A 26,435-nucleotide genomic window follows, 5' to 3' on the forward strand; every position below is an offset into this window, starting at 1 on the left:
TATAAACGCCTTTACTCATGCTACATCTTCAGGTTTTGCCTAAACTCCTCTAGGGTTGGCGTTGGTTTAATGCGATGAATCATACTATGGCAATTTGAGCATAGGACAGTAAAATCATTAAGCGGATCTAGTTTAATATTTGCCCCAATTAAGTTGGAAATTGGAACATTATGATGAGCTTCTATGTATCCTCTGCCTATTTCTCCGTATCGAGACTCAAAATTAAAATTGCAAGCTTTACATATACATCCTTGCAATTGCTTAACTTTTCTAGATAGCTTCTGATTTCGTTCTGTTACTCGATGAAGTCTATACTTTGTCGGCTCTTCAAACCATTCTCTTTCTGCTTCATTGTTCTTAGCCTCCTTCTTCAACGAAACCTCCTGGAATAAATCAGAATCAGCCTCCTCCTTCAAAGAAACCTCCTCAAACAGGGAGAAGTAAATTTCAAGCATTTTCATAACATCGCCTACCAACTCCTTGTCGTCAGGAAGCGATCCCCTTGAATAAAACTTCGAGGCTATGTTTCCGGCTTCATACGCAAGTCCAAGCCTTCTAGAAGTAGTTGCCTTTGGGATCGAATCAAGCTTAAGATCGAGAGGATCAGAAAATTCCCTGAGCTTGTCAGAACCAAGCCGATCTTTAAATAATTGTGCTTGAACCCTTAAAATGTCTCTCGACTTCCCAAGTCCGAACTGATCTCTTTTATCTGCTATGCCTTGATTGAGAGAAAGATAAACGCCAGAGAAGTCAGCGCGAAATAAATAAACACAGTAAAACCCGGACTGGACACTCTCAGTGACAAGCTTGTTAAATATTGCTATCCAAGGAACTTTAGCCCAAGAGCCATTACCTGCTGAAGCTTTTACGGTATAGATTTCTGGTAATTCTAACGAAGCACTTATTGATTTCGACACTACATTTCTGACATAACTAGCAAACGAATGTTCCTTGAAGTTGTCGCTACTGACCAATGGATATTCAAATATGATTTTTTCAAGGGACTCTCTCAGCGCCATAACCAATAATTAATGTTGCATCTTCAATTTAATTATCGTGCCTCACCAGCAGCTTTTAAATATTAAACCCTGCCGATTACCTCGGGTATAACTATTAATTATACCGCAACGGCGGTCTAAGATTCTGTGTCGGCGTCAACTGCTGCAAAGAACCGCAAGATGAGCCTCACGCGCATCCTGTGTATCGGAGCAAATGCAATGCCGCCCGCCACCGGCAAATCTCCCTTGCAGAAAGTACCAAAAACGTGGTACGGTTGAAGCTTGTGTCCAAATAACACCAGTCCATGCCAAAACTCAAAACTCGCAAAGCAGCCGCAAAGCGCTTTAGAGCGACCGGCAGCGGTAAAATTGTGCGCCGCAAAGCTTACAAAAGCCACTTGCTACAGCACAAAAGTTCAGCTCGCAAAAGCCGTCTCTCTAAGCTGGTCGTCATCGACGAGACCAACGATGCTAACGTGCGGTTAATGCTTCCATACTTGTAAAGTTTAACGGAAATTAAAGATGACACGGGTAAAACGCGGTAATGTCGCCAGAGCGCGCCGCAAAAAAATTCTCAAATTAGCCAAGGGTTTCCGAGGCGCACAGTCGAAACAGTTCCGCACAGCTAACCAACGGGTGATGCAGGCCCTGCGTAACGGTTATCGCGATCGCAAAAAACGCAAACGCGATTTCCGCCGCCTGTGGATTGCTCGGATCAATGCCGCATCGCGCCAGCACGGCACGAGCTACAGCAGACTGATCGGCAACATGAAGAAAGCCAACATCGAAATCAACCGCAAAATGCTGGCACAAATGGCGATCATTGACCCCGCAACATTCGGTAAAGTTGTGGAAATGGCTAATCGAGCCGGAGCCTGAAAGTTCGCTTGATTTTTAGAAGGCAGAAACCAGAAGTAAGAAAGATTTAACTGTCTGCCAGAGAAGGAAAACTCCTGATAAATCTATGAGATTCAGACAAACTTTCCTTCTTTGTTCTTACTTCTGAATTATTGCTGATTCCGAAATGGCGATCTGACTTGTAGCTCGCGCTTTTCGTGTTTTTTATACAGTTGCAAAGGCAAATATCAAAGATTGCTAGCGCATTACAATAAATAAAACCTTCCACAGACCTAACCTAATTTTAAAAAAACATGGATAGTAATTTGCTGATCGTTTACTTGTCAGTCCTGCTCGCTATACTCGGCAGCACTTCCTGGTTTATTGTGCGCCAAATCCTCAAAACTCGGAAGCTGGAAATGTCTCTGGAACGCTTAGAAAATAAGCTGACTACAGAAAAAGGAACAGCACAGGAATACTACGAATTAGGAAGTATCTATGTAGATAAAAAGCTTTACTCCCAGGCGATCGTACTGTTTCAAAAAGCCCTGAAAGCCAAAGATTTAGAAGGCGAAGAAAATCAAGCAGCTATTTACAATGCCCTCGGTTTTGCACACTTCGGTCAAGAACAGTACGACATTGCGATCCGCCAGTACAAAGAAGCCCTAAAGTTGCAGCCCGAATACGTTACATCTCTCAATAATCTAGGTCACGCTTACGAGCGCAAGAAATTAACAGCTCAAGCCTTGGAAATGTACGAACAAGCTCTCGCCTGCGATCCTGAGAATGCCACTGCCAAACAGCGAATAGAGTCCCTCCGGAAGCGTTTGGTAATCTATAATTGAGCATCGGTATTATGAGCAATACAGATACCCCCAAACCTGGTTTCATTCCGAAACCGGGTTTTTTCTTCCCATAGTCCAAGATACTAAACTATCCAACACGTTAATGCGTTAATTTTTAAGAACAGGAATTCCGAGTGAAGCTCGATCGCAGACCGTCCCAGCTAGTTTAAACTGCTGTCAAAATAAAAGCAGTACCTGCAACGCCGATCAGTCCTAAACAATTGAAGGAGGAGAACGTAGTGACATCAATTCTCGTTGTCGAAGATTCCTGGTTGACTCGCAGGGTAATCTGCAAGATCCTGCGAGCAGAAGGATACGAGACTTGGGAAGCATCGAGCGGCCCGGAAGCTCTAGAACTGCTCGGCACTAAAACCCCAAACTGTATGCTCTTAGATCTGCTGATGCCGGAAATGGAAGGTCGGGAAGTCCTGCAAGCCATGCGCGATCGAGGATATAAAATTCCAGTCATCGTAATTACCGCAGACATTCAAGCAACCACCCGCTCCGAGTGCATCGAACTCGGAGCCGTCGCAGTCATTCACAAAATGCCCAACTCAGAAGAACTGATCGGGTGGATCGAAAAAGCTATCAGTGCCAGCGAGGAGAGCACCCCATGAAATTAAGCGCTCGACAGCTCGATGCTTTGCAGGAACTCGTCAACATCGGGATCGGTCAAGCAGCAGGGATCTTGAACGACATGATCGAGTCTCCCATTCGCTTGCAAATCCCCTTCCTCCAAGTCCTGTCTCCCACCGACCTGCAACAAGAGTTAGAGATTCACCTCAACGGCGAGCAAATCGCCGCCGTCCAGCTCAAATTCACAGGTTCCTTTGGAGGCATTGCTCAGCTAGTCTTTCCTACCAACAGCGCGGCCATGCTCGTTACCATGCTGACAGGGGAAGAGGTTGGAACTCACGACCTAGATTCAGTCAAAATTGGTACGCTAAGTGAAGTGGGAAATATTGTTATCAATGGGGTCATGGGTGCAATTAGCAACGTACTTCAGCAACGCCTGAACTACTCAATTCCTAATTACATGGAAGGGACGATCGCTACTTTGCTGACATCTGGCGGTTTAGCTACTGATACAGTTGTTTTATTAGCCCAGACCCGTTTCATTATTGAAAGGCTTCACATTGAAGGAGATATCATCCTCATTTTCAATGTCAATTCCTTTGACACCTTGTTGACTGCTATCAATCAACTTGCCGGGGGTCTATGATCGAGGAGAGCAAAACTATTAAGGAAAAGTTTGGGGTTCTCGACAGCGTACCAGTGGGTGCCTGCTTGCTGCGAGATGATTTTGTGGTGCTGTTTTGGAATACTTGTCTGGAAGAGTGGACAAAAATTCCTCGCAGGAAAATATTGGGGACAAAGATCACAACCCATTTTCCTCATCTGAGTCAGCTAAAGTACGCAACTCGCTTCAAGCAAATCTTTGCAGGAGGCCCGCCAACAATTTTTTCTTCTCAAATTCACAAACACCTGATTCCGGCAACTTGCCAAGACGGGCAGCAGCGAATTCAGCAAACTACTGTGACTGCTGTGCCGGCCCTGGAGGCTGGCGTTGCAGAAGAGGAGATTAGAGACTGGCTTCTCCAGACTCTTGAGTTAGAACCAGACGGTACTTTCGGAGTCGGAGAACCAACAAGTGCTTTTTTGTCTGGGGAATATCGACCCTCAGTTTCGTCATCAATATGGCCGGGGGTCAATTCCCCATCGTTCTACGCGCTGCTGGTGATTCAGGACGTGACCGACCTCACCCACCGCATCCAAGCTTACCGGACACTGCGGGATCAGGCTTTAGAGGAAGTGAAAGTGCGTCAGCAGGTAGAGGAAAAATTGCGATCGAGCCAGCTTTTCATCCAGCAGATTGCTGACGCGGCCCCTTACTTGCTATACATATACGATTTGACCCAACGGCGCAACGTCTACGTCAACGGTCAAGCTTCTAAATTGCTCGGCTACACTCCTCAAGAAATTTTACAGATGGAAATGGCTTTGTTTTCCAGTTTGGTGTACCCAGAAGATTTGGAGAGGGTGGAAGCGCACCTGCAAAAATTTCCCTCGGCCCAAGACGGGCATATTTTGGAGTTGGAGTACCGACTGAAACATCGATCGGGCGAATGGCGCTGGTTCCGCTGTCGCGATCAAGTGTTCGCCCGCACAGCCGACGGCCGGCCCAAACAAATTTTCGGCACCGCTCAAGATATTACCGAGTACAAGTGGGCAGAGGATGCGCTGCGGCAGCAAAACGAACGAGAACTGCTGATGGCGACGATAACTCAGCACATCCGCCAGTCTCTGGATTTGGGCGAAGTGCTCAACACGACTGTGACAGAAGTGCGCCAGTTCCTTCAGGCCGATCGAGTGATGATCGTCCGATTCAACTTCTGTACGGGGTATCTGTGCGCTGCACCCGCGACGGGGGCGGTGACGGTGGAATCTGTAGCTCCCAACTGCCGGCCGATGCTGGGAGAAACTCTGGAAAATTTCTGTTTTGACGAGTTCTATCTGGAAGCCTACCAACATCGGGCGATCCGACCCATCGCCGATGTCTGCGCCGCCGATTTGCCACAAGATCAAATTGACTTGCTCGCAGAATTTGAGGTGAAAGCTTATTTGGTGGTACCGCTAGTGCAAGGAGACGAGTTGTGGGGGCTGCTGATGGCCCACCAGTGCAGTCCCCGGCAGTGGATGCAGTTGGAAGTAGAGTTGCTGTCTTCTTTAGCCACACAGTTGGCGATCGCGATCAAGCAAGCAGAACTATACCAGCAGTTGCAAGCGGCCAACCTCAAGTTAGAGCGCTTAGCAACTTTAGACGAACTCACCCAGCTAGCAAACCGCCGTCGGTTCGATCAGTATTTAGAAATGGAGTGGCGCAGACAAGCGGGGGAAGAAACGCCTCTGTCCCTGATTCTGTGCGATATTGATTCTTTTAAAAGTTACAACGATACCTACGGGCACCCAGGGGGAGACGAATGTTTGCGGCAAGTCGCCGGGGCGATCGGCAATGCAGTCGATCGCCCCGCCGATTTAGTAGCTCGCTACGGAGGCGAAGAATTTGCCGTTATTTTGCCGAATACCGCAATTCAACGGGCGGTGCTGGTAGCCGAACACATACAGCTCAAAATCGCAGCTTTGCAGCTTCCTCACGCTGGTTGTCAGGTGAGTCCGTACGTCACTGTCAGTTTCGGCGTAGCGAGTATTGTTCCTGCATCTGAATCTGCTGGACCCGAAATTCTGATTGCCGCAGCCGACCAAGCGCTGTATCAAGCTAAACGACTTGGGCGCGATCGTATCCAACTTTACCAGCCAGACCCTGCTTCTGGCAAGCCGAACGGGACAGTCACTCCGCTGCTTCCTGTGGATTTTTCTATGCCCAATACTAATTTGCCGTCTCCCACAAGCGCTTGACTTATTCCAATATTTGTGCAAAGGGAGTAGTTACGAGCTGTCCTGTGGGAGTAAATTGGGCTGCGGGGATATTTTCACTCCCAGGAATGTCAGCCACAGATTTTCAATCAATGTTATTCATATAAGAACGATGCTACGGCACACCCGCTAAATTATTTGAATTTTTTAGTAAAATTGTAAAAAGTCAAAAGTAAGAAAGGTGTCAGTAAAAACAAGATTTTTTACTTTTTACTTTTGACTTTTTACATATCGAGTATTCAACTCAAAACTCTTAAGGCGCTGCCGCCGCCCTGCGGTTGGCAACAATCAGATTAGCCTCATACTCTGCCGCTTTTTGCTGAGCCTTTTGATAGTTCGAGCTCGTTGAGGGCACTGCTCTCATGAGCCCAACCGCTTTCTGCCACTCGCTTGCTACTGCAATCCACTCATTTTGAGACTTAGCCGTCTGGGCTAAAATTGCTGCATTCTGAGCTTTGTTCACGGCTTCCCTCCAAGAGTCAGGCTTAGGCGCGGCCGCTTTTGGTGCTGGAGAGGCTGGCTTGGGCGGCCCAGATGCCGGTGCCGCTTTGGGTGCTGGAGATGTCCCCGGAGCTGGGCTTGCGGGTACTGCTGCAGCATTGGGAGTAGCTGCCGGAACCCGAGAGGCGGCCTGTGGGGTGGCGGGAGATGCGCCCGGAGAGGATGGGGTCGCTTTAGACGCGGGAGATGTGGCTTTCGGGGAGGGGGAAGCAGCTTCGGGGGCCCTCGGTTCTGGGTTCGAGCCGCCGAAGGGGAAATTGCCAGTAAAGAAAAGCCCTGCGAGCGCCGCCAGAGGCACTAAGATAGCCACAGGTATTACCCATTTGGGGAATTGTTTTTTCGGAGGCGGGGTTTCCTCTTCCTCTTCCTCTTCCTCTTCGTCATCTCGATCGAATTCTCCTTCTTGATAATAGTCTTCGCCTTCGGGCTCGACATCATCTAAACCTACAGAGTCGTCTGGCATTCCACTCTCGGAGGGGTAAGGCATTGGCTCCGCAGGCATCAGCTCAATTTCATCTTCCCACGCAGGCTCACCGTCACCTGTTCGACGCCCGTAAACCTTTACAGTGTGAATTGATTCGAGTCCCAGCTTCGTCATGCCGGTGCGGATGAAATCGACCAATGCCATTTGACTCGGTACTTTGTCTGACTCCAGAATTATGTGGAGGCAGCCGTTATCCCGCGTCACATCGGCGTTGATGCCTTTGGGTGTGAGTGTACGGTTGATGCTAGATGCGATCGCTTTTGGATCGCCCTGCTTGAGAAGTTCCCGCAGGTTCTGTTGTGTCATGGGTAGCGCTCTTTTGGGGGGGGGTGGAGAGCCGGTAAATAATATTAACCGATCGGCGTTCGGCGGCGGACAATATGTATTTACCACATTAACTTCTACTGTCGCATTCTGAGAGTATTTCTAGCTAACCCGGCGGGAGACCCCACACCGTAATCTTCGATTCCCTGCGTGAATGAAAGCTAGGGTCATGACGAATTTAGTGAGGGAGGATGTCACTATCTATTCAAGACCTTTTGGCCGCCGATCGGGCATCAAGCACATACCAGCGCTCGAAATTTGTTGTAAAAATTTACAGTTGCGACCCCATCCCGCTGGGCTGTCGGACTTCAGCGAAACAAGCTAGAAAGTTCTATAACTTTGGTTTGCAGGGTTGAGATTTCTTCCCGGCCCCGCTTTAAAGAAGCTTCTAACTCTAGCAGCAAGGGCAAACTTTTTTGCAGTTTTTCTAAGCTGGCGTTCTTGACTTCTTGGCGAAAATAGTATACTCGTTTGGGATTGCCGAGGTCTAGAGTTTGAGCAATTTTATCATCGCGATCGCCCGCTTGGATCATCGCCTTTACCCACAGCCAAATCCGAAACTTACCAGTCAAGCCAGCCACAATCCTCAAACCAGGCTCGCTGCGGCCAGTTAAGCCGGCCAATAAATCCAAAGCGGCGGAGGTATTGCCCTCGCGAATCGCATCGGCTAGCTGGAAGGTATTTTGGGCGTGACAGTGTACCAGTGCTGCCACTTCCTCCGGGTTCAGAGGTTGGCTGCGGTTGCCCGCAAACAGTCGCAATTTTTCCAGTTCGCTGTATAGCCCGCGGGTATCGCTGCCAATGGATTCGGCCAAAAGTTCGATCGCTGTGGCGGTCAATTTTACGTTCATTTCGCCCGCGACTTGGCGCACCCGCTGGGCTAATTCTTTGTCATTCCAAGGCGGAATCGGCGAAAATTCGCGGACTTCGGCGGCGGACTGGACAAGTAACTTGGTAGACTTGAGCCGGCTGTCGGGTTTTTTGACGGATGTCAGCAGCAACACGGTGGTAGGGGGAATCACCGGCAGCGTCCGTTCAAATTGGGCTAACAGTTCTGGAGAGCACTGCTGCGTTACAGTCGTATTTGCCAGCCAGACAAAACGGCTGCCGGTACCGAAGGGCGGCGTTAAGGCTCGATCGAGCCCTTCGACCACAGCTCCGGCGGAATCGGCAATAATCTTGTCATAGTTAAAACTAGCCCAGTTGGGGTCGAGGACAGTTTGGCGCAAACTTGTCACAGCTTGCGCCATGGCAAAGTCGTCTTCCCCCCAAAACAGGTAAATTTGCATGAAAAACGCTCAGTAGCCAAAAAAATCAGAGTTGCACGTTCCGCAAGTCCAACATATCCTGAATTGGACTGTTGGAAGCCCGCAGCATAATATAAAATTTGGTGTGGGAGTTTGTCACCGCGAGGAAATCAAGATTGGATGATACTTATCAAGCTTACGTAAATCGGGTGGCGCGAATGACGCTGCTGGACTCCTACAAGTCCCAGGTGGAACACATTCAGGAATCTCCAAAATTTAAGCCCGACGAAGCAGGTCGGAGAGATCCTGTACCTTTTCCAGGTTATTCAGTGATTACGCCGCCTGCGGGGGAAGATGCAGAAAATGCTGCATTTTATAGTAATTTGCAGTCGAGCCAACAACGGCTATTGCAGGAAATAGCGGAGGGTGCGCTCGTGGCACTGCCTCCTGATAGCTTCCATTTAACCGTAGCCGATTTGATTTGGAACAGCGCTTTTCGAGATGCCTCTGATAAAAATCCAGAATTTGAGGAGCAACTGCGCTCGCGCATGGCCGATCGTTTTGCCGCCTGCAAACCCTTGGCGGGCGGCACTCCCATTCGCTGGATAGTGCTGGGGTTGATGGTGATGACTAGAGCTGTGGGTGTTTGTTTGGCACCGACGGACGAAAACTCTTACAAGCAAATTCTTGAGTTTCGCCGATCGATCTATCAAAATCCCGATTTAATTGCTTTAGGAATCGAACAGCAATATCATTTTACGGCACACATTACTCTGGCTTATTTTGGGGACACCGGGCCGAACCTAGACCGCGATCGCTTGTGCGCTTTGCTGTCAGAGTTAAACGAGCAATGGCTGGACACGCCGCAAGAACTGTCCGTAAACCGAGTGGAACTGCGGAAGTTTGAGGACATGGCTACCTACCTCCGGCAACCGGACTGGCCTGTTTTTGAGTTTTAACGAACGAAGAGGGAAGAAGGAAGAGGGAAGAAGGAAGAGGGAAGAAGGAAGAGGGAAGAAGGAAGAAAGCCCTTCGGCTTCGCTCAGGGTAAAAAGAGGGAAGAAGGAAGATTTTTTCCCCTATCTGACTCTCCCCATCTCCCACTCTCCAACTCTCTCGCCCCCTCTCCCCCTCTCCCCTGTGACAACACTCAGGATATTGCCTATTAAATGCTTTAATTACTTGGGCTTGGCAACAAAGTCAAGCAAAAAACTTATGAAAAATCAGAAAAAAACAGCTTTGCTGAAAAAGTGGCAGTACACGTTGTTGGTATAGGTTTGGATGGAGCTGCTGGGCTGAGCTCCTCGGCGCGGCAGGTTGTAGAAATGGCCGCTCTGCTAATAGGGAGCGATCGACATTTGAGCTATTTCCCGCACCATTCCTGCGAGATCTGGGTGTTGGAAGATTTGACGGCGGCAATTCTTGAAATTAAGCGCTGGTTGGCAACTGATGCGAATTTAGAGCCAGATCCAGGGACTTTTTCGCCCCCCTCCACCCCCTGGCCTCAACTCATTGTAATTTTGGTGGCGGGAGACCCGCTGTTCTACGGCTGGGGAAAGTTGTTAATTTCCCAATTGCCGGCAGAAAAATTGACTTTTCACCCCCACGTCAGTTCTGTGCAGTTGGCTTTTAACCGCTTGCAAATCCCTTGGCAAGACGCTCATTTTGTGGGTTCTCAAGGACGTTATTTTGAGGAACTGACTGCCAAACTCAAGCTCGGTGTCGAGAAAATTGCGGTGCTCGCAGACGAAACTCATACTCCGGCGGCCCTGGCAAATTGGGTAAAAGCTCTAGATTTGCCTACACGCTACGAGTTTTGGGTTTGCGAGAATTTGGGTTCTGCTGACGAGCGGGTGGGCCTGCGTTCTCTGTCAGCTTTGCTGGGAGAGTCTTTTGCACCGCTGAGCGTGGTTGTGATGCTGCGGGAACCCCCGCCGAGGGCAGAACCTTTGGATTTGGAAAAGTTGCCTTTGTTGGGAATACCGGATGCAGCTTTTATCGGTTGTGGCGATAAGCCTGGTTTAACGGTTGAACGGGAATTGCGGGTGTTGGTGTTGGGACAATTGGCTTTGCAACCGGGACAAGTGGTCTGGGATGTGGGTGCTGGTAACGGTTCTGTGTCGATCGAGATTGCTCGTTTATTCCCGCAGTCTGAGGTTTACGCGATCGAACAAACGGTTTCTGGTACTTCTGCAATCGAGTTCAACTACGGCCGTTTTGGGCTGCAAAATGTGTTCTCGATTAACGGAACCGCCCCGGAAATCTTGCACCGCTTGCGTCCTCCGCACCGGATTTTTATTGGTGGTAGTGGCGGAGGGTTGACTAAAATTTTGGGCGTTTGCGCGCTGCGGCTGCTCCCTGGAGGCTCGATAGTCCTGGCTTTGGATGCTTTTGAAGATATTGCTACTGTTTTGAGCTGGATGGGCGATCGGGTGCGCCGGGAACCGCACTGGAGTTACCGAATCGTGCAAGTGCAGTTATCGCGTTCTGTGGCTGGGGGAAATTCAACTCGTTTTGATGCGTTGCGGCCTGTTTCGATTGTGACGATCGATCGACACTTGAATTAATGTCTGATTTTTAACCGCAGATTAACGCAGATTAACGTTAATAGGATTTACGCATAGTCTATTTGTAGGGTGCAACAAGAATAGCTTACCGCTACGAATTGGTTATACCAAATCCACAATTTCAGCGTGCATCTAACCTACTGTGTGAAGGCAATTCTTAACTATAACGTAAAAATTGTAAAACTTAAATTTCGTTTTAAGAAGGGTTATAGGGAAAACTCTCCTCCTTAAGTAGTAACCTCCCACTGATGTTTTTAGATCGAGCCAAGCCAATATAACAACACAGTTTATTCACCTCACACAGTGCAATGTCTAATTTAAATATTCATGTTACCGACCCAGAACTGGCTCGTTACTATGTCGATCGAATGTTAGTCGGAAATGCGTTCGCCTTCATCGATTCCCAACCCTCTAAAAATTATGATAATTATCAAATTTCACTAGAAAACTTTTACGGCCCACCGCAACGGCGCACAATTCCCTTAGTGCCGAACGGTCAGATATTTCCCGGTTTTAAGATAAAACCGCAAATACCACATTTTAAAAAATCCCATATATTGCTACCAGACAAGGAAATTTATCAAGCAATTCATGACTCGATACGTTTACTCATCATAGCCCCCGACTGGTTAATAAAACAAAGTCAGGATGCAACATCACAGGAAATTGTAGAATTAGCTATCGAAAAAAATTGGAGCGTTTACCGCACTCAAAAAATCGAGTTAGCGACAGAAGGGTTAACGTTAGTAGAACTGACTCAGCTTCCTGTAGGGAATTATCGAGTTTACTTGAAAGACAGGGAAGACTGGGAATATCAAAATAATAAATTTGAATGGTCTTTCAGTGTAGCGGAATATGTTCTCTCACCTTTGCAAGCTACCCTAAAAAGCCATGAATTGCAGGAACATAATTTAAATTGTCGCCTGCAAGTCGAGGGTTTTAATCAACCGCTTAACCAACCCATACAAGTTGAATTGTGGATTGGAGAACGCAAACTCGGTGAACAGCAACTAGAACCCGTCACAGTTGGCATTTATAACGCTAATTTCAATTTACCATTTTTCACTACTAAAAGATTAGAATTGCGGATCAGTTACCTCGATGCAGTGGCGACAGTTGTTATTCCCGGTTCCCAACAGGTAGAGCGAGGTGCAACTTTGCTTTCAAATTTAGGGCCAGAGGTGCGAGTAAGCATGATGCCGCAACCGCAAACTAGGTTAGTGCGGGGACTGTATGTGAGTGAAAGTAGCAGGGTGGAAAATACCCCAGATCCCGATATGAATGATGGCTGGTACGGGTCTGGGTGTGAAACTACCAAGGTGGAAAATACCCCCGCGATGATTCTTGACCCCACACCCGCCAACCGTCAAACGCAGTTGCGGTGGATGGTTGGAGCACAAGCAGCGCGGTTATTAATATTAGATTTGCAAGGAAATGTTTGCTGTGAAAAAGACTTAGGCGATGTCTTTTGCGGACAGGAAATAGATATTGAAGTGCCCGCACCTGTAGGTTTGATAGCTATTGCCGCTTGGATAGAAGATAAAGCTTGGGAAGGTTGGTCAACATTACTTGTTCCTTCAACAGCACAGCTAGCTGTAAGCGCACCTGCAACTGCTAGTCCGGGCGCAACCGTAGAACTGAGTCTTACCGCCGATAAAGCCGCAGCCATTTACCTGCGAGTGCGGGATAGCCGTTTAACAGGTGCTAGTCCTGAAGAAAGTCTCGCCGCCTCACTCCAGGAAAAGTTACAAGAAGTAAGTAATTGGGCAACTTCGCGCTATATTACACAAAACCTCACACAACACCCAGAATGGGGTCGTTTCAAAAGCAGCAACGTAGTCGGCATTGATTTGGGTGCAACTCGCTCAAAGGTAGCTATTAAGAAGTACGGTCAAATTACTGCGATCGCTAGTATTCCTTCTGTGGTTGCCTATACTGAAGATGGAGCTTGCCTTGTAGGCGAGGAAGCTAAACGTCAAGCTGCACTCAACCCAGAAAATACTTTTCATTCTGTCAAGAAGTTGCTCGGACGCAAATATAATGAAGTCCTCCGCGAACCCAGTCAACTACCTTACCAAGTTACCAATGTTAACGGTGATATTGAGCTTAATTGTCCGAATTTAGGCAAACAATTGACACCCCAAGAAATAGTAGCGAAAATTATACGAAAACTGATTGAAGAGGCTAGTAACTACTTGGATGAAGAAGTAAATCAAGCCGTAATTACAGTTCCTGCTTATTTCAATGATGCTCAACGTCAAGCTACTAAAGAAGCTGGCCAACTTGCTGGAATAGAAGTATTGAGAATCATTGACGAATCTACAGCGGCGTGTTTAGCTTACGGGTTGGACAAAAAGTCTAACGAAACCATCTTGGTGTTTGACCTCGGTGGTAGCACGTTGGACTTGTCCATTCTAGAAGTTGGCGATGGCGTGTTTGAAGTGGTAGCCACTGCCGAGGAAGCTCATGTAGGAGGTGATGAATTTGACAATCAAATTGTCGATTTCATCGCGAATGAATTCCAAAGATCCGAAGGAATTGACCTCCGAAAAGACAAACAAGCACTGCAACGTCTGACAGAAGCAGCAGAAAAAGCCAAGATAGAGCTGTCGAGAGTTACCGAAGCCCAAATCTACTTGCCGTTTATTACCGCGACTCCAGACAAGCCAAAACACTTGAACACGACTTTGACGCGGGCCAAGTTTGAAGAAGTGTGCTCGGATTCGATCGATCGCTACCGCATCCTCGTAGAAAACGCCCTAGAAAACGCCATGCGCGAAGCCAAACTTGACAAATCTCACATTAATGAAGTTGTTTTAGTTGGCGGTTCTACCCAAATTCCAGCAGTTCAAGCATTAGTCAGGCAAATGCTGAATAAAGAACCTCAGCAGAGCATTAACCCAAATGAAGTAGTGGCTTTCGGTGCTGCGATTCAGGCAAGTTTTCTTAATCAAGGTTATGGTTGCGTATATTTGGTAGATTTGCCCGATCGCGCTAATGAAAAATTCTTGCCGCGGACTGACTTTGCTGATGTAGCTTACTGCGGTATTGTTCGCACCGATGAATGGGGTAAGGCTGAGGTTAGTTTCAAATTACCCGATGCTATTACTTCCTATAATATTGAGGCATTTGCTCTGTCTCAGTCGGGTAAAGAATGGTGCAGTGTCAAAAAGCGTTTGGAGGTTTCCCTACCTATTTGAGCTGAATTTAAGCTACCTAAGTTCATTTATCCGGGCGATAAAAGTCCCGCAACTTTATACGTAAAGTGTGCTAGCGGGCAATTCGGGTTGCGGTTATTTTGTAACGGTGTCCCGGTTGAATTCAGTTTATTGGATGCGGAACAAATCGCACTCAATACTTATCAAGGCAATCAAGCTAAGGTAATTTTTAAAGTACAGCCTGGTGAGTGGCGGGCCGAAGTGCAGGATTTAGTTACTCAAGATTATGATGTTTGCGTTAGCACTGTTGGTGAACTCGGTAAGTTTCAAGCAGTGGCACAGCGCTTTCAATTATTGCGGGCTGGTGAAACTTTTGATTTGCGATCGCACGAAGTATTGGAATTGCGAGTTTTATCCTGTTTAGAAAAGCCTTTTAACTTGCTGTGCGATGCAACTACTAATTACGAACATCACTGCTGCGAACAAACGGCTGCTAAGCTTCTAGCTGCGGTTGCTTCTCTAACAGCAGGAGGCGATGCGACAAAGTTGCGCGATGTAATTATAGCTGGAACGGCGCGAGAACAAAAGATGTATTTGCCGGGAAAAGGATTAGCTTTATACCCTCCGCAAGAAAGGAAATGGGGTGATGCGGTTCAAGCAGATAATTATTGGGGTAGAATAGCTGCCCAACATCTATGCGATTTAAGTACGATCGGCGAGTCTTTATTTGGTTTAGCAGAAGTTAAGAGCGATCGGGAACTTGAGTTTGCGTTGCAAAGGGCGATCGCAATTGGTGAAGGTGCTGCCGCAGCCTATCATTTGCCAATTATACCAACTCAAATTGCCAACGGTCGCGATGCTTACCGCTCTTTTATGCGGCTTGCTTCTACCAGAAAAGAAGCTTTGTTATATGCTCGCAGTTACCTAAAAACTCAAGAAATAAGGCATCAGAATAATGTCATCAACCGCAGCGAACAAGCTTACTGTGCGGCAGTTTTATTAATGGCGGGGGAGAATTGCGATTTGGGATTGGCTTTCAATACTGTCAACCAACTTGCCAACTGTTTAAATGGCAGCGGTAGTTTATATTCTACTGTGGATTCGGTAGGGATGATTGCCTTAATGAGTGCTTTCCAAGCGGCGGGAATCAATTTGAATGGTACTGTCTATGCCCTGCAGGAAGGTGAAATGCGTCCACTGGAATCAGAGGAGGTTTTTAGCACTCAAAAAATCGAGGCGATCGCTCTCTTGGAAGGTACAGCTTTAGTTGAGATGAAAACTATTGCGATCGAAGATTGGAGTACCTTTGCCGCAGATATACCAGTCAAAATTCTATTGAGCAAAACGAATAGTTCTCTACAACCGGGTGATACTGTTGAACTAATTGCCGAAGTGGAATCTTACCAACCGGGTTTGTTGCTGCAAGTATGTTTGCCGGCTGCACTTTCTCGTTTGGAAGGAGGAGGCGAAGTCAAACGATTTTCAGTAGACTTTTGCGGTCAAAAAAATCTCAAAATTCCGCTGCGAGTCAGTGGTTACACTTTACCTGCTGGCGAACATTGGCGCGCGGTGGTAAGGAATATGTTTAATGAAGAAGAAACGGGTAATTCTGGATTGTTGCGCGTTCAAGTTGGTGGTTGATAACCAATCACTATTGACAGTACGGCTGCTGTTGCTAGCAATAGCAGAATTCCCGCTGCACCTGCTAGCGGTTTGGTGGCAATTCCTGTAATCCATTCTGGTACGGTAGAAGTAGGTTTAATTGCGCCTTCTGTATCTACGGTAGTTATACCCCAAATCCAAGCTGCGTGAATGCCGATCGCCAATCCCAAACTACCATTGTCGGCGATGCGGGCTAATGTTAAAACCATCCCCATCAGCCACAATCCGGGCAGTTGCGGTAGAGTTTCTTTGGCTGCCCAAATTAGGTGGGCGATCGCGAAAATGAAACTGGCGATCGCTGCTGCTATTAATACTGAGTAATCTTGCTGGAGTATTGTTTGCAAACAGCCGCGAAAAATTAACTCTTCTGTCGCACTAATCCACAGTCCTAATAACAGAGTCAGCAGACTAGCAGGATTAAGAATTAAAGCCCAAAAATTAATTATTTTTTCGCCTGTTTCGGTGGAGATTTCCCTGATTTGTAGCTCGATCCAGCCTGCAGTTAATTGCAGACCGAATAAAATTACTAAGCTGATTATTCCTAATCCTAATCCCCGCAGTAATGACATCAAAACTGCGGGTTGCCAATCCCAACCCCAGTTAACAAAAGATGTGTTTTCGATCCAACTTGTCGCCCATAAAATAAAGGGGACAATTACGTAGAGGGAAGCTAGTAAAGGTAGTTTTTTGTTTCCCAAGGGTTGGGGTGGATGCCATTTGAGGGCGATCGCCAGCACAATCGCTGCGGGAAGCCACACAACAATCCAAGTTGAGAAAAACAAGATTATTTTGACAATTGCTGGTATTGACGGCGACAGCAGTCGCAGGTTGTTTATGCTATTCACATTTAAGGGGTTGCAACTATAATACTGTTGACTGTTGGCTGTTTGCTGTTGACTGTTAATGGTTAACTAATGACGAATGACTAATAACTAATGACTACCGATCGAGCTTGCGCTGAATTTGCCTCAGAGACTGGTACATTTCAGGCAAGCGGTTGTAGATTGCTGTGGCTTTGAGAAATAGTTTGTGGGGAATTGCTGGAATGCCCGTCACGATCGCACCTGCGGGCACGTCGCTGTGAATTCCGGCTTTAGCAGTGGCGATCGCCCCATCTCCAATTTTGGCTTGATTAGCAATTCCCACTTGACCTGCCAAAATTACATTGTTGCCAATTTTCACCCCGCCAGCCATGCCAACGTGAGCGGCAAACGCACAATTTTTCCCGACTTGACAGCCGTGACCTACCTGTACTAAATTGTCGATTTTTGTATTCTGGCCGATGCGGGTTTCTCCGACAGCGGGCCTGTCGATCGTGCTGTTGCAGCCAACCTCAACGCCCTCTTCTAATACAGTGCACCCAGACTGCTCCATTTTTACCCATCCTGTGGCTGTCGGCACGAACCCAAAACCTTCGGAACCGATCGCCGCACCGCTGTGAATCACGCAATTTGCCCCGATGCGAGTACGTTCGTGAATGACACAATTAGCGTGTAAAACTGTGCCTTCGCCTATTTCCGCATCTGGGTAAATTACGACATTTGGATGAATGCAAACGTTGCTGCCAATTTTGACTTTTGCTTGAATAACGACGTTGGGGCCGATATAGACATTTTCACCAATTTCTGCTGAGGGGTGAACGACGGCTGAGGGATGAATTTCGGATGCTGGGCGAAACGGTTGATAGAAAATGGCGATCGTTTCAGCAAACAGCAATCGCGGATCGGGTGCGGCAATCCAAGCAATGTTGCGATCGTCACATTGAGCTTGAAGACTTTCATCTAAGGGTAAAATTAAAGCCGAAGCATTTGTAGTGGCTGTATGAACGGCAAATTTAGCACCTTCTATATAACTGATTGTGCCCGATGCAGCTTCATCAACAGGGGCCGCGCTTGTAATTTCTGGATCGGTAGCAACCGACGCTGTGAGGGTGCGACTGGTGGCTAAGTTAAGTTTTTGTACTATTTCGCTAAACTTCATCTATAAAAATTTGTTGTTAGCACAGATGGATCATAGTTAAAATTACCAGCTTTGGAGCACGATCTGAGCAGTTGCCATTTAAAAAACAAGAACCCCGATTTCTTGAAGAAGTCGGGGTTGTAGCGCTCGATTATTTTTGGCAATTATTTTACAGAAACTGCATCTACGTCAACGGTGCTGCCTTGGGCTTCAGAATAATGGGCACCGGTCGCTTCGGATGCTGAGGCTGTCTCTGTTTGGCGGGATTTAAAGTAGTCGATCGCCATTTGCGAAACTTCGGAAATCAGCAAGACAGCAATTGCCACATCGTCAATTTGTCCGATGACGGGGAGAAAGTCTGGGGCAATGTCGATCGGGCTTACCAAATATGCCAGCGTTCCCAGAATAATCCACCAGCGGTATTTGGGGTTGCGGAGGGTGTCGCGGTACCAGTTGTAAACAGATTGTATAGAAAAGTTCATGGGGTTGTCCTCTACTTATATTTTCAATCTTGACAAATTGTCGCTCGAAATGCTTGTGGAGATATCCCCCCTAGGGTTGGCAAGAGAATTCTACCTGGGAGTATAGGGAATTGGGGAGGGAGAAGTTGTCAAGCTGTGTTGAAAGGGCGGGGACTCTTGACAAAGCCTACAGAAGCCGGACAGATGAAAGCGGATGGAATTAATCTGTGTTTATCTGCTGTTTAAAAAAATCTTCATCTCTCTCACTCACGAATTTTGAAAGATCCATTTTTGGTCGCCGATCGCAATTTCGCAGCCATTTGGCAGCCAAAAAGGCTCGTTAGCCGCCAGCCTCTGCCCACCCACAAAAGTGCCGTTGGAACTGCCGCTATCGACAAGCTGATATCGCTGTTTGCCAATTTCGTCGGTGGCCCGGCGGATTTGAGCGTGGTAGCGCGAACTTTGCGGATCTTGTAATACTAAAGTGTTGGTTGGTTCGCGTCCAATTGTAAAAGGATTGGCCGTTAAAGCGATCGCTTCTCCAGAAAATTTGTAGATTAAAAATGCGGTTGTTTTGCGATCGCTGCTTGCGAGTACCGTTGGTGCAAGTTGGGGAGGATTTCTCCCAGGAGGGAGACTGTTTTGAGCAAGTTGTTGTGTCAGTTGTTGTAAATCTCGATCGAACCCTGCTGCTGTGTCTGAAGCTGGAAGACTCGCAGGAGAATTACCTGAAATTAAGTTTAACTGCTGTACGGGAGATTGAGGAACAATCGGACGGCCTGCTTCGGCAATTCTCATTTGCAGGGCGGCGGCATTTTCTGCTTCCTGTCGGGCACTCATTCCCTCAACTTGGCGAATAACTCCGTTGGTTTCGGGAAAGCTGACATCGCCAATTCGCACGTCTTCTAAGTTAAAACCCAGAGTATAAAAATCTTGGACGCGATCGAGCAAATTTTGGCGCAGCAACAGTCGTCCTTGACTGATAAGCTGTTGTAGAGGTATTTGCCCGATCGCTAATCCCATACAATCCTTAACTGCACTTGCTAAAGCACCTATAGGATCGGACAATTCCAAAGCTACCCGTTTCGGATCTATAACTTGATAAATAACAGTCAGAGTGGCATCAATTAAAAACCGATCCTTAGACAAAAAATCTCCGTGCGACTGCACCTCCAAATTGCGGAGTTTGGTGTCTACGAGGACAATTTGAGACTGTTCCAGCAGGGGAAGGGCAAAGCTGAAATGTCGCCCGGATTTTAGGGTACGCACGGCGCGGCCGTTTTTGACCAACACACCCGTGTAACCCGCCCCTATAAAGTCCATACTAAACCCGGCCCAGCGTTCTGGAGTTATCGTTTGAATTAGGGGAGAAGCGTTGTTCATGGGAGAGAGTTGAGGGAGGGAAGATACTATTTTTAGGGTAACAAATTGCTGGGGACGAGCGATCGGGCGGTGTGCCGGTTTGGCAACCTCTATTCTATACTTCTGGACTCCCCCCTATTCAGGCCGGACTGGATCTAGGTTGCATCTAGTTGATGGTGGGGACGATGGAAATACTGTCCGTAGGGTGCGTCCGATCCTTCAAACCTGTTGAAATCGAAAGAATTAATGTCTGACGCACCCTACAATTTGGTTTAACGGTGACTAAAGGTCAGTGATTTATTGGCTATACTTAAGGCATCATGCTAGGAGCGTAAGTCAGATGAATACGATCGCGATCGCCCTTTCTGATGAGCGACTCCTGAAGTTACAAAAACTCGCCAACGACTTGAATGTATCGATAGAAGAGTTAGTTTTAATAGGCATCGAAAACTTACTCGCACAGCCAGAAAGTCTTTCACCCAATACTCCTCAAAATATTCTCAACAAAAATGCTAAAATTCCCCCTGATATAGTTGACAAATTTTATGCACTCGCCTCGGATTGGGAGAAAGATGTTGCTGGACTTTCTTCAACCGCCCAAATGTCTCAGCATCCTGCCTATCAGGAAATTATTAGTATGGGAACACAAATCGTGCCGCTGTTGCTATCGGAACTCAAAAGAAATCCCCTTTACTGGTTATCGGCGTTGAGTGCACTTACGGGTGAAAATCCCATTAAACCCGAACAAAGGGGAAGGGTAAAACAGATGGCATCAGCTTGGATAGATTGGGGGAGAAATCAAGGCTACGCGATTGAAGAGAATGTATAGAAGACCATGACTCTACATTTGGCTGGGTGCGATCAACATTCGGATGGGGGCTAGCTTGCCAGAAGAAAACTATCCGGGGACACTTCACAGCCCAATTGGCATTGCTTTAGTATTCCCTGGCTACCGCATCTACAGCACTTATCAAGGTAGCTATGACCCTTGATAAGCAAACGATTTTTTTTACTCAAGGCTGATGATTTTGCGCTTACAGCAGTCTTTGTAATGTACAATAATAACAAGAAGTAAATCAGTTTCTAAATAGAGAGTATGAATCTTGAGCAATCACTAAAGAGAATTAACGAGTTGATGGCTATTTTCGTAACCGAAATTGAAGGTTGTACGGCAATGGGCCTAACAGACCCTAACAAGGTGGCTGAAAATATATTGATACCTATCATTGCGGAGGTTTACTGCTATAGAAATCTGGAAAATTTAAATTTTACCAAAGGGACTAACTACCCCAGCGTTGATTTGGGTGATGAAACTGCAAGAGTGGCTTTTCAAATTACAGCCACGCGTGGTATTGAAAAAGTTCAAGAGACATTAACCAAGTTTGTTGAACACAAACTTTACGAAAAATACGATCGGATAATTATTTATATTTTGACAAAAAAGCAAGATTCTTACGGCGATAAAGAGATTAATAAAATAATTAAGGGGAAGTTAACTTTTGACACACAAAAAGATATTTGGGATTATCGAAATATCCTAAAAGAGGTTTCTAAACTCCAAATCGATAGAGTACGCAAAGTTGAAAAGATTTTAGACGACAACTTTGGTCAAAAAAGAAAACAGCCCGATCGCGAGGTGGCCGATAAGGTTAAGCAGATAGTAAGCGAACACACCCAGCTATTTATAGGACGTTCTAAAGAAATTGAAAAACTGGACAATTTTTTAGCTGATAATTCCAGTGGTGTCATCCTTGTGACTGCTAGTGCTGGTTTTGGTAAAACTTCACTGTTAGCTAGTTGGTTTAAAGTACGGCATGAACAAGGCTATTTTATTGCTCATCATTTCTTCAGCGAACGGTATGATAAAACTCGTTCTGCTAAAAGTGCTTATTGGAATTTACTACAGCAAATTTATACATATTATGAACGATATTACGAGCAACTCCCTAACGAAATAGATGAGTTAAGGAAAGCACTATACAACATATTAAGAGAGCCTGGAAAAGAAGAAAAGCCATTAGTCATTCTCATAGAAGCTTTGGATGAATTAGATAAAACAGATATTCCCTTCTCACCACCCTTTCCTACTCCTTTACCTCCGAATGTATTCGTCATTGCTTCAGCGAGAGCCTCTGAAGGGGAGAAGCCAGAATACTTGTCTGGTTGGACAAATGATGTTGAGCCAATACACCTCGATCGTTTGCCCCGTTGTGCGATCGCAGACTGGTTAAAACAAACTGGTGACGGTGAGTTAGCAGTATTTGCCGAAGATATAAATTTCGTTACCCAATTAGATGAAATTACTCAAGGCTTTCCACTTTACCTGAGTTATCTAATTGATGAGTTGAGTCACGCTGCAAAACAGAAACAAGATATACGACAACTATTGGCACAAACTCCCAAGGGATTTGAGAACTATGTCAAGCAGCAGTTAAAGCCCTTAGATAAACTAGATTTGCCCGATGAAAGGTGGCAATTTTTTGCACTGTTGGCGGTAGCAAAAGGCGCACTTGAAAAACAAGATGTTAAGGCAATTACGGGAATGCGCCATCGCTCTTTACGCCAACTACATCTGTGTTGGCAAGTGACACGCTGGATAAAGATTTCAAACGATGAATCCTACGCTTTTGCCCACCCACTATTGGGGACGACGTTTGCTATCGAATTGCGTGACGATGGTGAGGATGCCTTGGATAAGTTGATTAACTACTGTAGTCATGGGCCGGGAAAGGAGAGTCGTTATGCCTTGAGATACTATGCAGAACATTTAAGCGAAGCGAAGCGGTGCGAGGAGTTGTATGCGATCGCACGTAACGAAGACTTTTACTCGCACTCTATTAAACAGTTTCCCGATGAGCCTGACTTGCCTTTGAAGACCGTGCAGACTGCCTTGTTAGCCGCCGCCGAGGAAGACAAAGCAGGAGAAATGGCAGAATTTATGCTGTTACACGCACGGCAACTTTTGCAGACAACAGCGCAAGATTCACCCCTAGATGCTTTGCGGAAAGGCTATTTAGAACGAGCTTGGAACCTGACAGATTTATATGAAATTGAGTACCGTATATTGTGGTATTTATTACTGGCGTGGGAATTGAAAGATACAGGCAAAGTTCAGGAATCAAAGGAAACACTGGAGCGGTTGCAGCAAAAGGAATTGCCTCGTTTACCAACAAATGGGGTTAAGGAGTGGCAAAGCGAGTCTGCTGCTTACCTACTTGCCCATGTTTTTGAAGTCAGTGAAGATATTTGTACTTCTTTAGAGCAAAAGCTTTTTGATGATCGCTACCGCTGTATTTTGTGCGGTAATATCAGTAATCGCGGCAACTTTGCTGCTGCCTTAAAAACTGTGCAGGGCGTTAGCTCACAAATATTATGGCAAGTGTCAGTGCTGTTAAATATAGCAAAAGTACAGGTACAGAAAGGAGATATAGAATATTTTGTTACGTTTACCAACGCTTTTGAGATTGTAAAAACACTTGTTTCAACCTCATGGTGGGAAATTTTGATAGAGAAGATAGCAAAAGCCCAAATAGAAGTGGGCGACAGGGAATCAGCACAAACCACTTTGACTGAAGCTCTTGAAACAGCAGATAAGATAGATAACCCATTGCATCAAGTACGTGCGTTTGTTTCTCTAGCAAATGTTCAGACAGAGGTAGGAATGGTTGAAGAAGCGATCGCCACTCTACAAAAAATTAACGATAGACCAGAACTTGAAAAACTTTTTCTAAGTATAAGTATAGCTAAAGTGTGGTTCAAAACAGGAAATAAAGACAAAATAAAAGCAATTTTTTTAAGACAGTTAGAAATAGCAAATGGTATTGCAAATGAAGAAAAAAAAGCTGACACTCTCCGAAACATTGTAATAGCGCAAGCTGAACTAGGAGAGTTTGCCGATGCCCGTGAAACGGCTAAAAAGATTGACTGTTCAGACAGACCATATGCCTTAATGAGAATAGCAACAGAGCAAGCCAAAGTGAGGGAATTTACTACTGCACTAGAGACTGTTGAAGAAATTGAGATTAAGCATTATCAATCCGAGGCCTTGTCGGCAATTGCAACATCGCAAGCCGAGGCAAGAAATTTTCCTGATGCGTTAGTAACTGCAAGCCTGATCGAGGAGCCATTTAAGGCACAGGCTTTGTGTGGAATTGCAATAGCCAAAGCTGAGGCAAGCCCATTTACTGATGATGCACTTGAAATTGCTGAACAGATTGAGAGTAAACGAGAACGAACGCAGGCTTTGGTGGAAATAGTGAGGATACAAGGCCAAGTGAAAAATTTTCCCGCCCTACTGAAAATCAAGGACAATGTTTGCGGTAAAGAGTGGAAGAATGAAGTTTTATCATCAATAGCAGAGGTATACGCAAAAGCAGAAGATTTCACTACTGCTTTGAAGATAGCTACAGAAATAGATCTTCCATCAATGCACGCGAAAACTCTAGGAGTAATAGCAGAGATACAGGCACAAGCTGGACAATATGAAGCAGCACGAACTACTTTTGCTACTTTCCTTAAAATTGAAAAAAAACCAGAAGCTTCTATCTCATTTATGAGAGCGTCAGCTCTAGCAAGAGTAGCAGAAGTACAGGTGAAAAATGCTCAAAAAGAAGCAGGAGTAACTACCGCCCGTATTGCCTGCGAAATTGCACAAAATATTGATAATCCTGCGGAAAAAGCAAATGTGTTAGCGATAATAGCACGGATCTTGGTAGAAGCAGAAAAGATAGAAGAGGCGAAACCTATCTGCGATCGCGCTTTTGAACTTGCACAAAAAATTAGTAAAAACCAAGAACGTCAACGATCGCAAAGTTTAGGATTAATAGCAGAAGCACAAGCAAGGGTAGGAGAGTTTGACGTTGCTCTTAGAACCTTGGAAGCAATCCCTCTCCCATACTTTCATGTTCATGCACTCAGAAGTATAACACAGTTGCAGGTAGAGGCAGATCCACAACAAATAGAGAAATGCAAGATAGCCCTCAATAAGGCTGAGGAATACTATAAAAGTGCAGATCCTCTCTCTTTTGAATTCTTAAATATGCTTAAAGCTTTGACTATTATAGCAGTGGCACGCTCGACTGTAGGAGAAACCCAAGCAGCCTTAGCAACTTTTGCCGATTTTCTTGAAGCTGCACAAACAAAAGAACCAGGGGAACGTGATAAAGATTTTTCTATAATAGCCATAGGATATGCAGAAATAGGGGAATTTCCCACTGCTATTAAAATTATCAACGAGATTAAAGAGGGAGCCCAGCAACTAAACGCACTTTGGAAAATCGCCTGGGAGCAGTTCAAAAAAGGACAACAATTTACAACTCTTGAGATCGCCCTTGCAGCTCAAGAAAAAATTGAAGATGAAAAAAAACGCCTGCAAGCCCTCAAGAAAATTGCTCAAATACAAGCAATTGCAGGAAAAGGTGAGGAGGCTCTAAGAACTTTAGAGGCGATGCTTAGCGACCGTAACACGCACTTACGTGACATTGCGTTATTGTTTGCTGAAACCGGTGATCGAGTAAATTTTAAACGCTTGTTAATTCCCTGTGCATACTACTTAGATACTGCCTATCAAATGTGTGGATATTTAGCGCGACTGTATCCAGAGCAAGCATCAGCAGTGGCAAAAGTTTTGAGCGAATTGAATGAAGGGGAGCAATAGTGTGCGATCGCCCCTCAACAAACCAATCTAACAGAAGGGCGATCGCCCTTTCATTCCCTAAAAGCGATCGCCCTTGTGACAATCGCCACAGCCTAAGCAACACCATAGCTCGTAAACTGCCTTGCATAGGGAGGCTGAAGCCCCAAAACAATATCCTCCCGTGCCACACCCATCCGCACTAACTCCTCAGCAATCAGTTCATCGGTTTGATTGCGTTGAATCCAGACTTTTTCATTTCGGATATCTAAGTGGATCGGGCAACTATAAATCCGATTGTGACCGTCCCAACCTAACTCTACTATTTGATAATGGTCATGTTCGGTGTCAAATAATACCTGAATTTCAAGGTCGCCATTGATGGGTTTAGTCTTGCTATATTCCATCAGGAAGGTACGAACAATCTGCCGATATTTAGCTAATCGATCCATTCCACAATCACCTCATTCGTGGGGTCGTATACCAACAACTTCAAATCATACTCAGCTATCGCCGCTTGGGGCAAAGCACGAGAGAAAAATGAATTATAGGCAGCGATGGGAACTGCCAAATAGAGCGATCTATCTGGCTCCAAATTTCTGAGTGCTAGTCGATAATTCAAAAATTGACCGAGGGCTAGGTGGAAATCAAACATAGCTGATTCACTCAGAAAGCTTTTAACCTCCACCGCAATCTTCTGCACACCTCGCTCTGCAGCTAAAAGCTGTTCCGCCCCCAAGTCAATTCTGAGCCGATCGTCTTCGCTAAACTTTAGCCTCAGCGGATCGTGAGTAATCACCCAATTATCCTTCATGAGAGCGGATTTCACAGACTCATGGAAAACATCCCTAGCCGACATAGACTTTACTCAAAGACCTAGTTTCCATTCTCTCCAAACCCACGCACTTAGGAACTTAGCACCAATAGTATTATAACACTCAACCAAAATGCCAAGAATCACAT

At 46.0% G+C, this 26,435-nt stretch carries 22 protein-coding genes and 1 pseudogene; 14 read left to right on the top strand and 9 right to left on the bottom strand.

Translation table 11 applies throughout. The features are described from left to right. Positions 1–20: 20 nt before the first annotated feature. Positions 21–1,019 carry an MrcB family domain-containing protein gene (locus QUB30_RS16715; protein ID WP_333335218.1) on the bottom strand — a complete coding sequence of 333 codons (999 nt, stop codon included), beginning with the start codon at positions 1,017–1,019 and terminating at the stop codon, positions 21–23. A gap of 284 nt (positions 1,020–1,303) precedes the next feature. On the opposite strand from QUB30_RS16715, the gene rpmI reads away from it, so the two are divergent. The 6 genes from rpmI (at position 1,304) to QUB30_RS16745 (ending at position 6,097) form a co-directional block, all read left to right on the top strand. After that, on the top strand, positions 1,304–1,501 hold the full coding sequence (rpmI, locus tag QUB30_RS16720; protein ID WP_006634164.1) for a 50S ribosomal protein L35: 198 nt from the start codon (positions 1,304–1,306) through the stop codon (positions 1,499–1,501). Between the two features lie 19 nt (positions 1,502–1,520). Next, positions 1,521–1,877 (top strand): 50S ribosomal protein L20, encoded by a 357-nt coding sequence (gene rplT / locus QUB30_RS16725; protein WP_006634165.1) that lies wholly within the window; start codon positions 1,521–1,523, stop codon positions 1,875–1,877. A gap of 272 nt (positions 1,878–2,149) precedes the next feature. Continuing rightward, the gene (locus tag QUB30_RS16730; protein WP_333335221.1) at positions 2,150–2,680 is read left to right on the top strand and encodes a tetratricopeptide repeat protein; all 531 of its coding nucleotides are present in this window, start codon (positions 2,150–2,152) and stop codon (positions 2,678–2,680) included. Between the two features lie 239 nt (positions 2,681–2,919). After that, positions 2,920–3,297: a response regulator gene (locus tag QUB30_RS16735; RefSeq protein WP_333335224.1), complete on the top strand. Its 378-nt coding sequence runs from the start codon at positions 2,920–2,922 to the stop codon at positions 3,295–3,297. After that, entirely contained in the window at positions 3,294–3,902 is a 609-nt protein-coding gene (locus QUB30_RS16740) for a chemotaxis protein CheC (protein ID WP_333335229.1), read from the top strand. The genes QUB30_RS16735 and QUB30_RS16740 overlap by 4 nt, the downstream gene beginning before the upstream one ends. Beyond that, a complete protein-coding gene (locus tag QUB30_RS16745; protein ID WP_333335231.1) occupies positions 3,899–6,097 on the top strand; it encodes a diguanylate cyclase domain-containing protein in 2,199 nt (732 codons plus the stop codon). The genes QUB30_RS16740 and QUB30_RS16745 overlap by 4 nt, the downstream gene beginning before the upstream one ends. Positions 6,098–6,368: 271 nt before the next feature. Here the strand turns inward: QUB30_RS16745 and QUB30_RS16750 are convergent, their stop codons facing one another. Together QUB30_RS16750 and holA are read right to left on the bottom strand one after the other, a co-directional pair. After that, a complete protein-coding gene (locus QUB30_RS16750; protein WP_333335233.1) occupies positions 6,369–7,406 on the bottom strand; it encodes a hypothetical protein in 1,038 nt (345 codons plus the stop codon). Between the two features lie 326 nt (positions 7,407–7,732). Next, on the bottom strand, positions 7,733–8,713 hold the full coding sequence (gene holA, locus QUB30_RS16755) for a DNA polymerase III subunit delta (RefSeq protein WP_333335235.1): 981 nt from the start codon (positions 8,711–8,713) through the stop codon (positions 7,733–7,735). A gap of 176 nt (positions 8,714–8,889) precedes the next feature. Between holA and QUB30_RS16760 the strand changes: the two genes are divergently transcribed. The 6 genes and pseudogenes from QUB30_RS16760 (at position 8,890) to QUB30_RS16785 (ending at position 16,037) form a co-directional block, all read left to right on the top strand. Further along, positions 8,890–9,630 (top strand): DUF1868 domain-containing protein, encoded by a 741-nt coding sequence (locus tag QUB30_RS16760; protein ID WP_333335404.1) that lies wholly within the window; start codon positions 8,890–8,892, stop codon positions 9,628–9,630. Continuing rightward, positions 9,620–9,946 carry a hypothetical protein gene (locus QUB30_RS16765; protein ID WP_333335238.1) on the top strand — a complete coding sequence of 109 codons (327 nt, stop codon included), beginning with the start codon at positions 9,620–9,622 and terminating at the stop codon, positions 9,944–9,946. Before QUB30_RS16760 ends, QUB30_RS16765 begins: the two co-directional genes overlap by 11 nt. Next, positions 9,922–11,238 (top strand): precorrin-6y C5,15-methyltransferase (decarboxylating) subunit CbiE, encoded by a 1,317-nt coding sequence (gene cbiE / locus QUB30_RS16770; RefSeq protein WP_333335241.1) that lies wholly within the window; start codon positions 9,922–9,924, stop codon positions 11,236–11,238. Before QUB30_RS16765 ends, cbiE begins: the two co-directional genes overlap by 25 nt. Before the next feature lie 1,781 nt (positions 11,239–13,019). Further along, positions 13,020–14,222, top strand: a pseudogene (locus QUB30_RS16775) (Hsp70 family protein); the annotation flags it as partial. A gap of 24 nt (positions 14,223–14,246) precedes the next feature. Then, on the top strand, positions 14,247–14,438 hold the full coding sequence (locus QUB30_RS16780; RefSeq protein ID WP_445300509.1) for an alpha-2-macroglobulin family protein: 192 nt from the start codon (positions 14,247–14,249) through the stop codon (positions 14,436–14,438). Between the two features lie 129 nt (positions 14,439–14,567). Continuing rightward, the gene (locus QUB30_RS16785; RefSeq protein WP_333335244.1) at positions 14,568–16,037 is read left to right on the top strand and encodes a hypothetical protein; all 1,470 of its coding nucleotides are present in this window, start codon (positions 14,568–14,570) and stop codon (positions 16,035–16,037) included. Here the strand turns inward: QUB30_RS16785 and QUB30_RS16790 are convergent. From QUB30_RS16790 to QUB30_RS16805, 4 genes are all read right to left on the bottom strand, one after another. Next, positions 16,022–16,903 carry a CPBP family glutamic-type intramembrane protease gene (locus QUB30_RS16790; RefSeq protein WP_333335248.1) on the bottom strand — a complete coding sequence of 294 codons (882 nt, stop codon included), beginning with the start codon at positions 16,901–16,903 and terminating at the stop codon, positions 16,022–16,024. The two genes, QUB30_RS16785 and QUB30_RS16790, sit on opposite strands and share 16 nt — an antisense overlap. A gap of 94 nt (positions 16,904–16,997) precedes the next feature. After that, the gene (gene lpxD, locus QUB30_RS16795) at positions 16,998–18,038 is read right to left on the bottom strand and encodes a UDP-3-O-(3-hydroxymyristoyl)glucosamine N-acyltransferase (protein ID WP_333335252.1); all 1,041 of its coding nucleotides are present in this window, start codon (positions 18,036–18,038) and stop codon (positions 16,998–17,000) included. A gap of 143 nt (positions 18,039–18,181) precedes the next feature. Further along, positions 18,182–18,499 (bottom strand): YkvA family protein, encoded by a 318-nt coding sequence (locus QUB30_RS16800; RefSeq protein WP_333063952.1) that lies wholly within the window; start codon positions 18,497–18,499, stop codon positions 18,182–18,184. A gap of 246 nt (positions 18,500–18,745) precedes the next feature. Beyond that, complete coding sequence (locus tag QUB30_RS16805) at positions 18,746–19,861, bottom strand: SPFH domain-containing protein (protein ID WP_333335256.1); 1,116 nt, start codon at positions 19,859–19,861, stop codon at positions 18,746–18,748. Between the two features lie 271 nt (positions 19,862–20,132). Here QUB30_RS16805 and QUB30_RS16810 point away from each other — a divergent pair, with 271 nt between their 5' ends. Continuing rightward, positions 20,133–20,669 carry a hypothetical protein gene (locus QUB30_RS16810; protein ID WP_333335259.1) on the top strand — a complete coding sequence of 179 codons (537 nt, stop codon included), beginning with the start codon at positions 20,133–20,135 and terminating at the stop codon, positions 20,667–20,669. A gap of 267 nt (positions 20,670–20,936) precedes the next feature. Beyond that, positions 20,937–25,496, top strand: coding sequence for an SMEK domain-containing protein (locus tag QUB30_RS16815; RefSeq protein ID WP_333335262.1), 4,560 nt, complete (start codon positions 20,937–20,939; stop codon positions 25,494–25,496). A gap of 92 nt (positions 25,497–25,588) precedes the next feature. Here the strand turns inward: QUB30_RS16815 and QUB30_RS16820 are convergent, their stop codons facing one another. Both QUB30_RS16820 and QUB30_RS16825 read right to left on the bottom strand, forming a co-directional pair. Next, on the bottom strand, positions 25,589–25,924 hold the full coding sequence (locus tag QUB30_RS16820) for a XisI protein (protein ID WP_333335265.1): 336 nt from the start codon (positions 25,922–25,924) through the stop codon (positions 25,589–25,591). Then, positions 25,912–26,331, bottom strand: a complete 420-nt coding sequence (locus tag QUB30_RS16825; RefSeq protein ID WP_333335268.1) for an element excision factor XisH family protein — start codon at positions 26,329–26,331, stop codon at positions 25,912–25,914. Before QUB30_RS16825 ends, QUB30_RS16820 begins: the two co-directional genes overlap by 13 nt. Positions 26,332–26,435: the final 104 nt, after the last annotated feature.

Source organism: Microcoleus sp. BROC3 (assembly GCF_036702515.1).
Taxonomy (GTDB): Bacteria; Cyanobacteriota; Cyanobacteriia; order Cyanobacteriales; family Microcoleaceae; genus Microcoleus.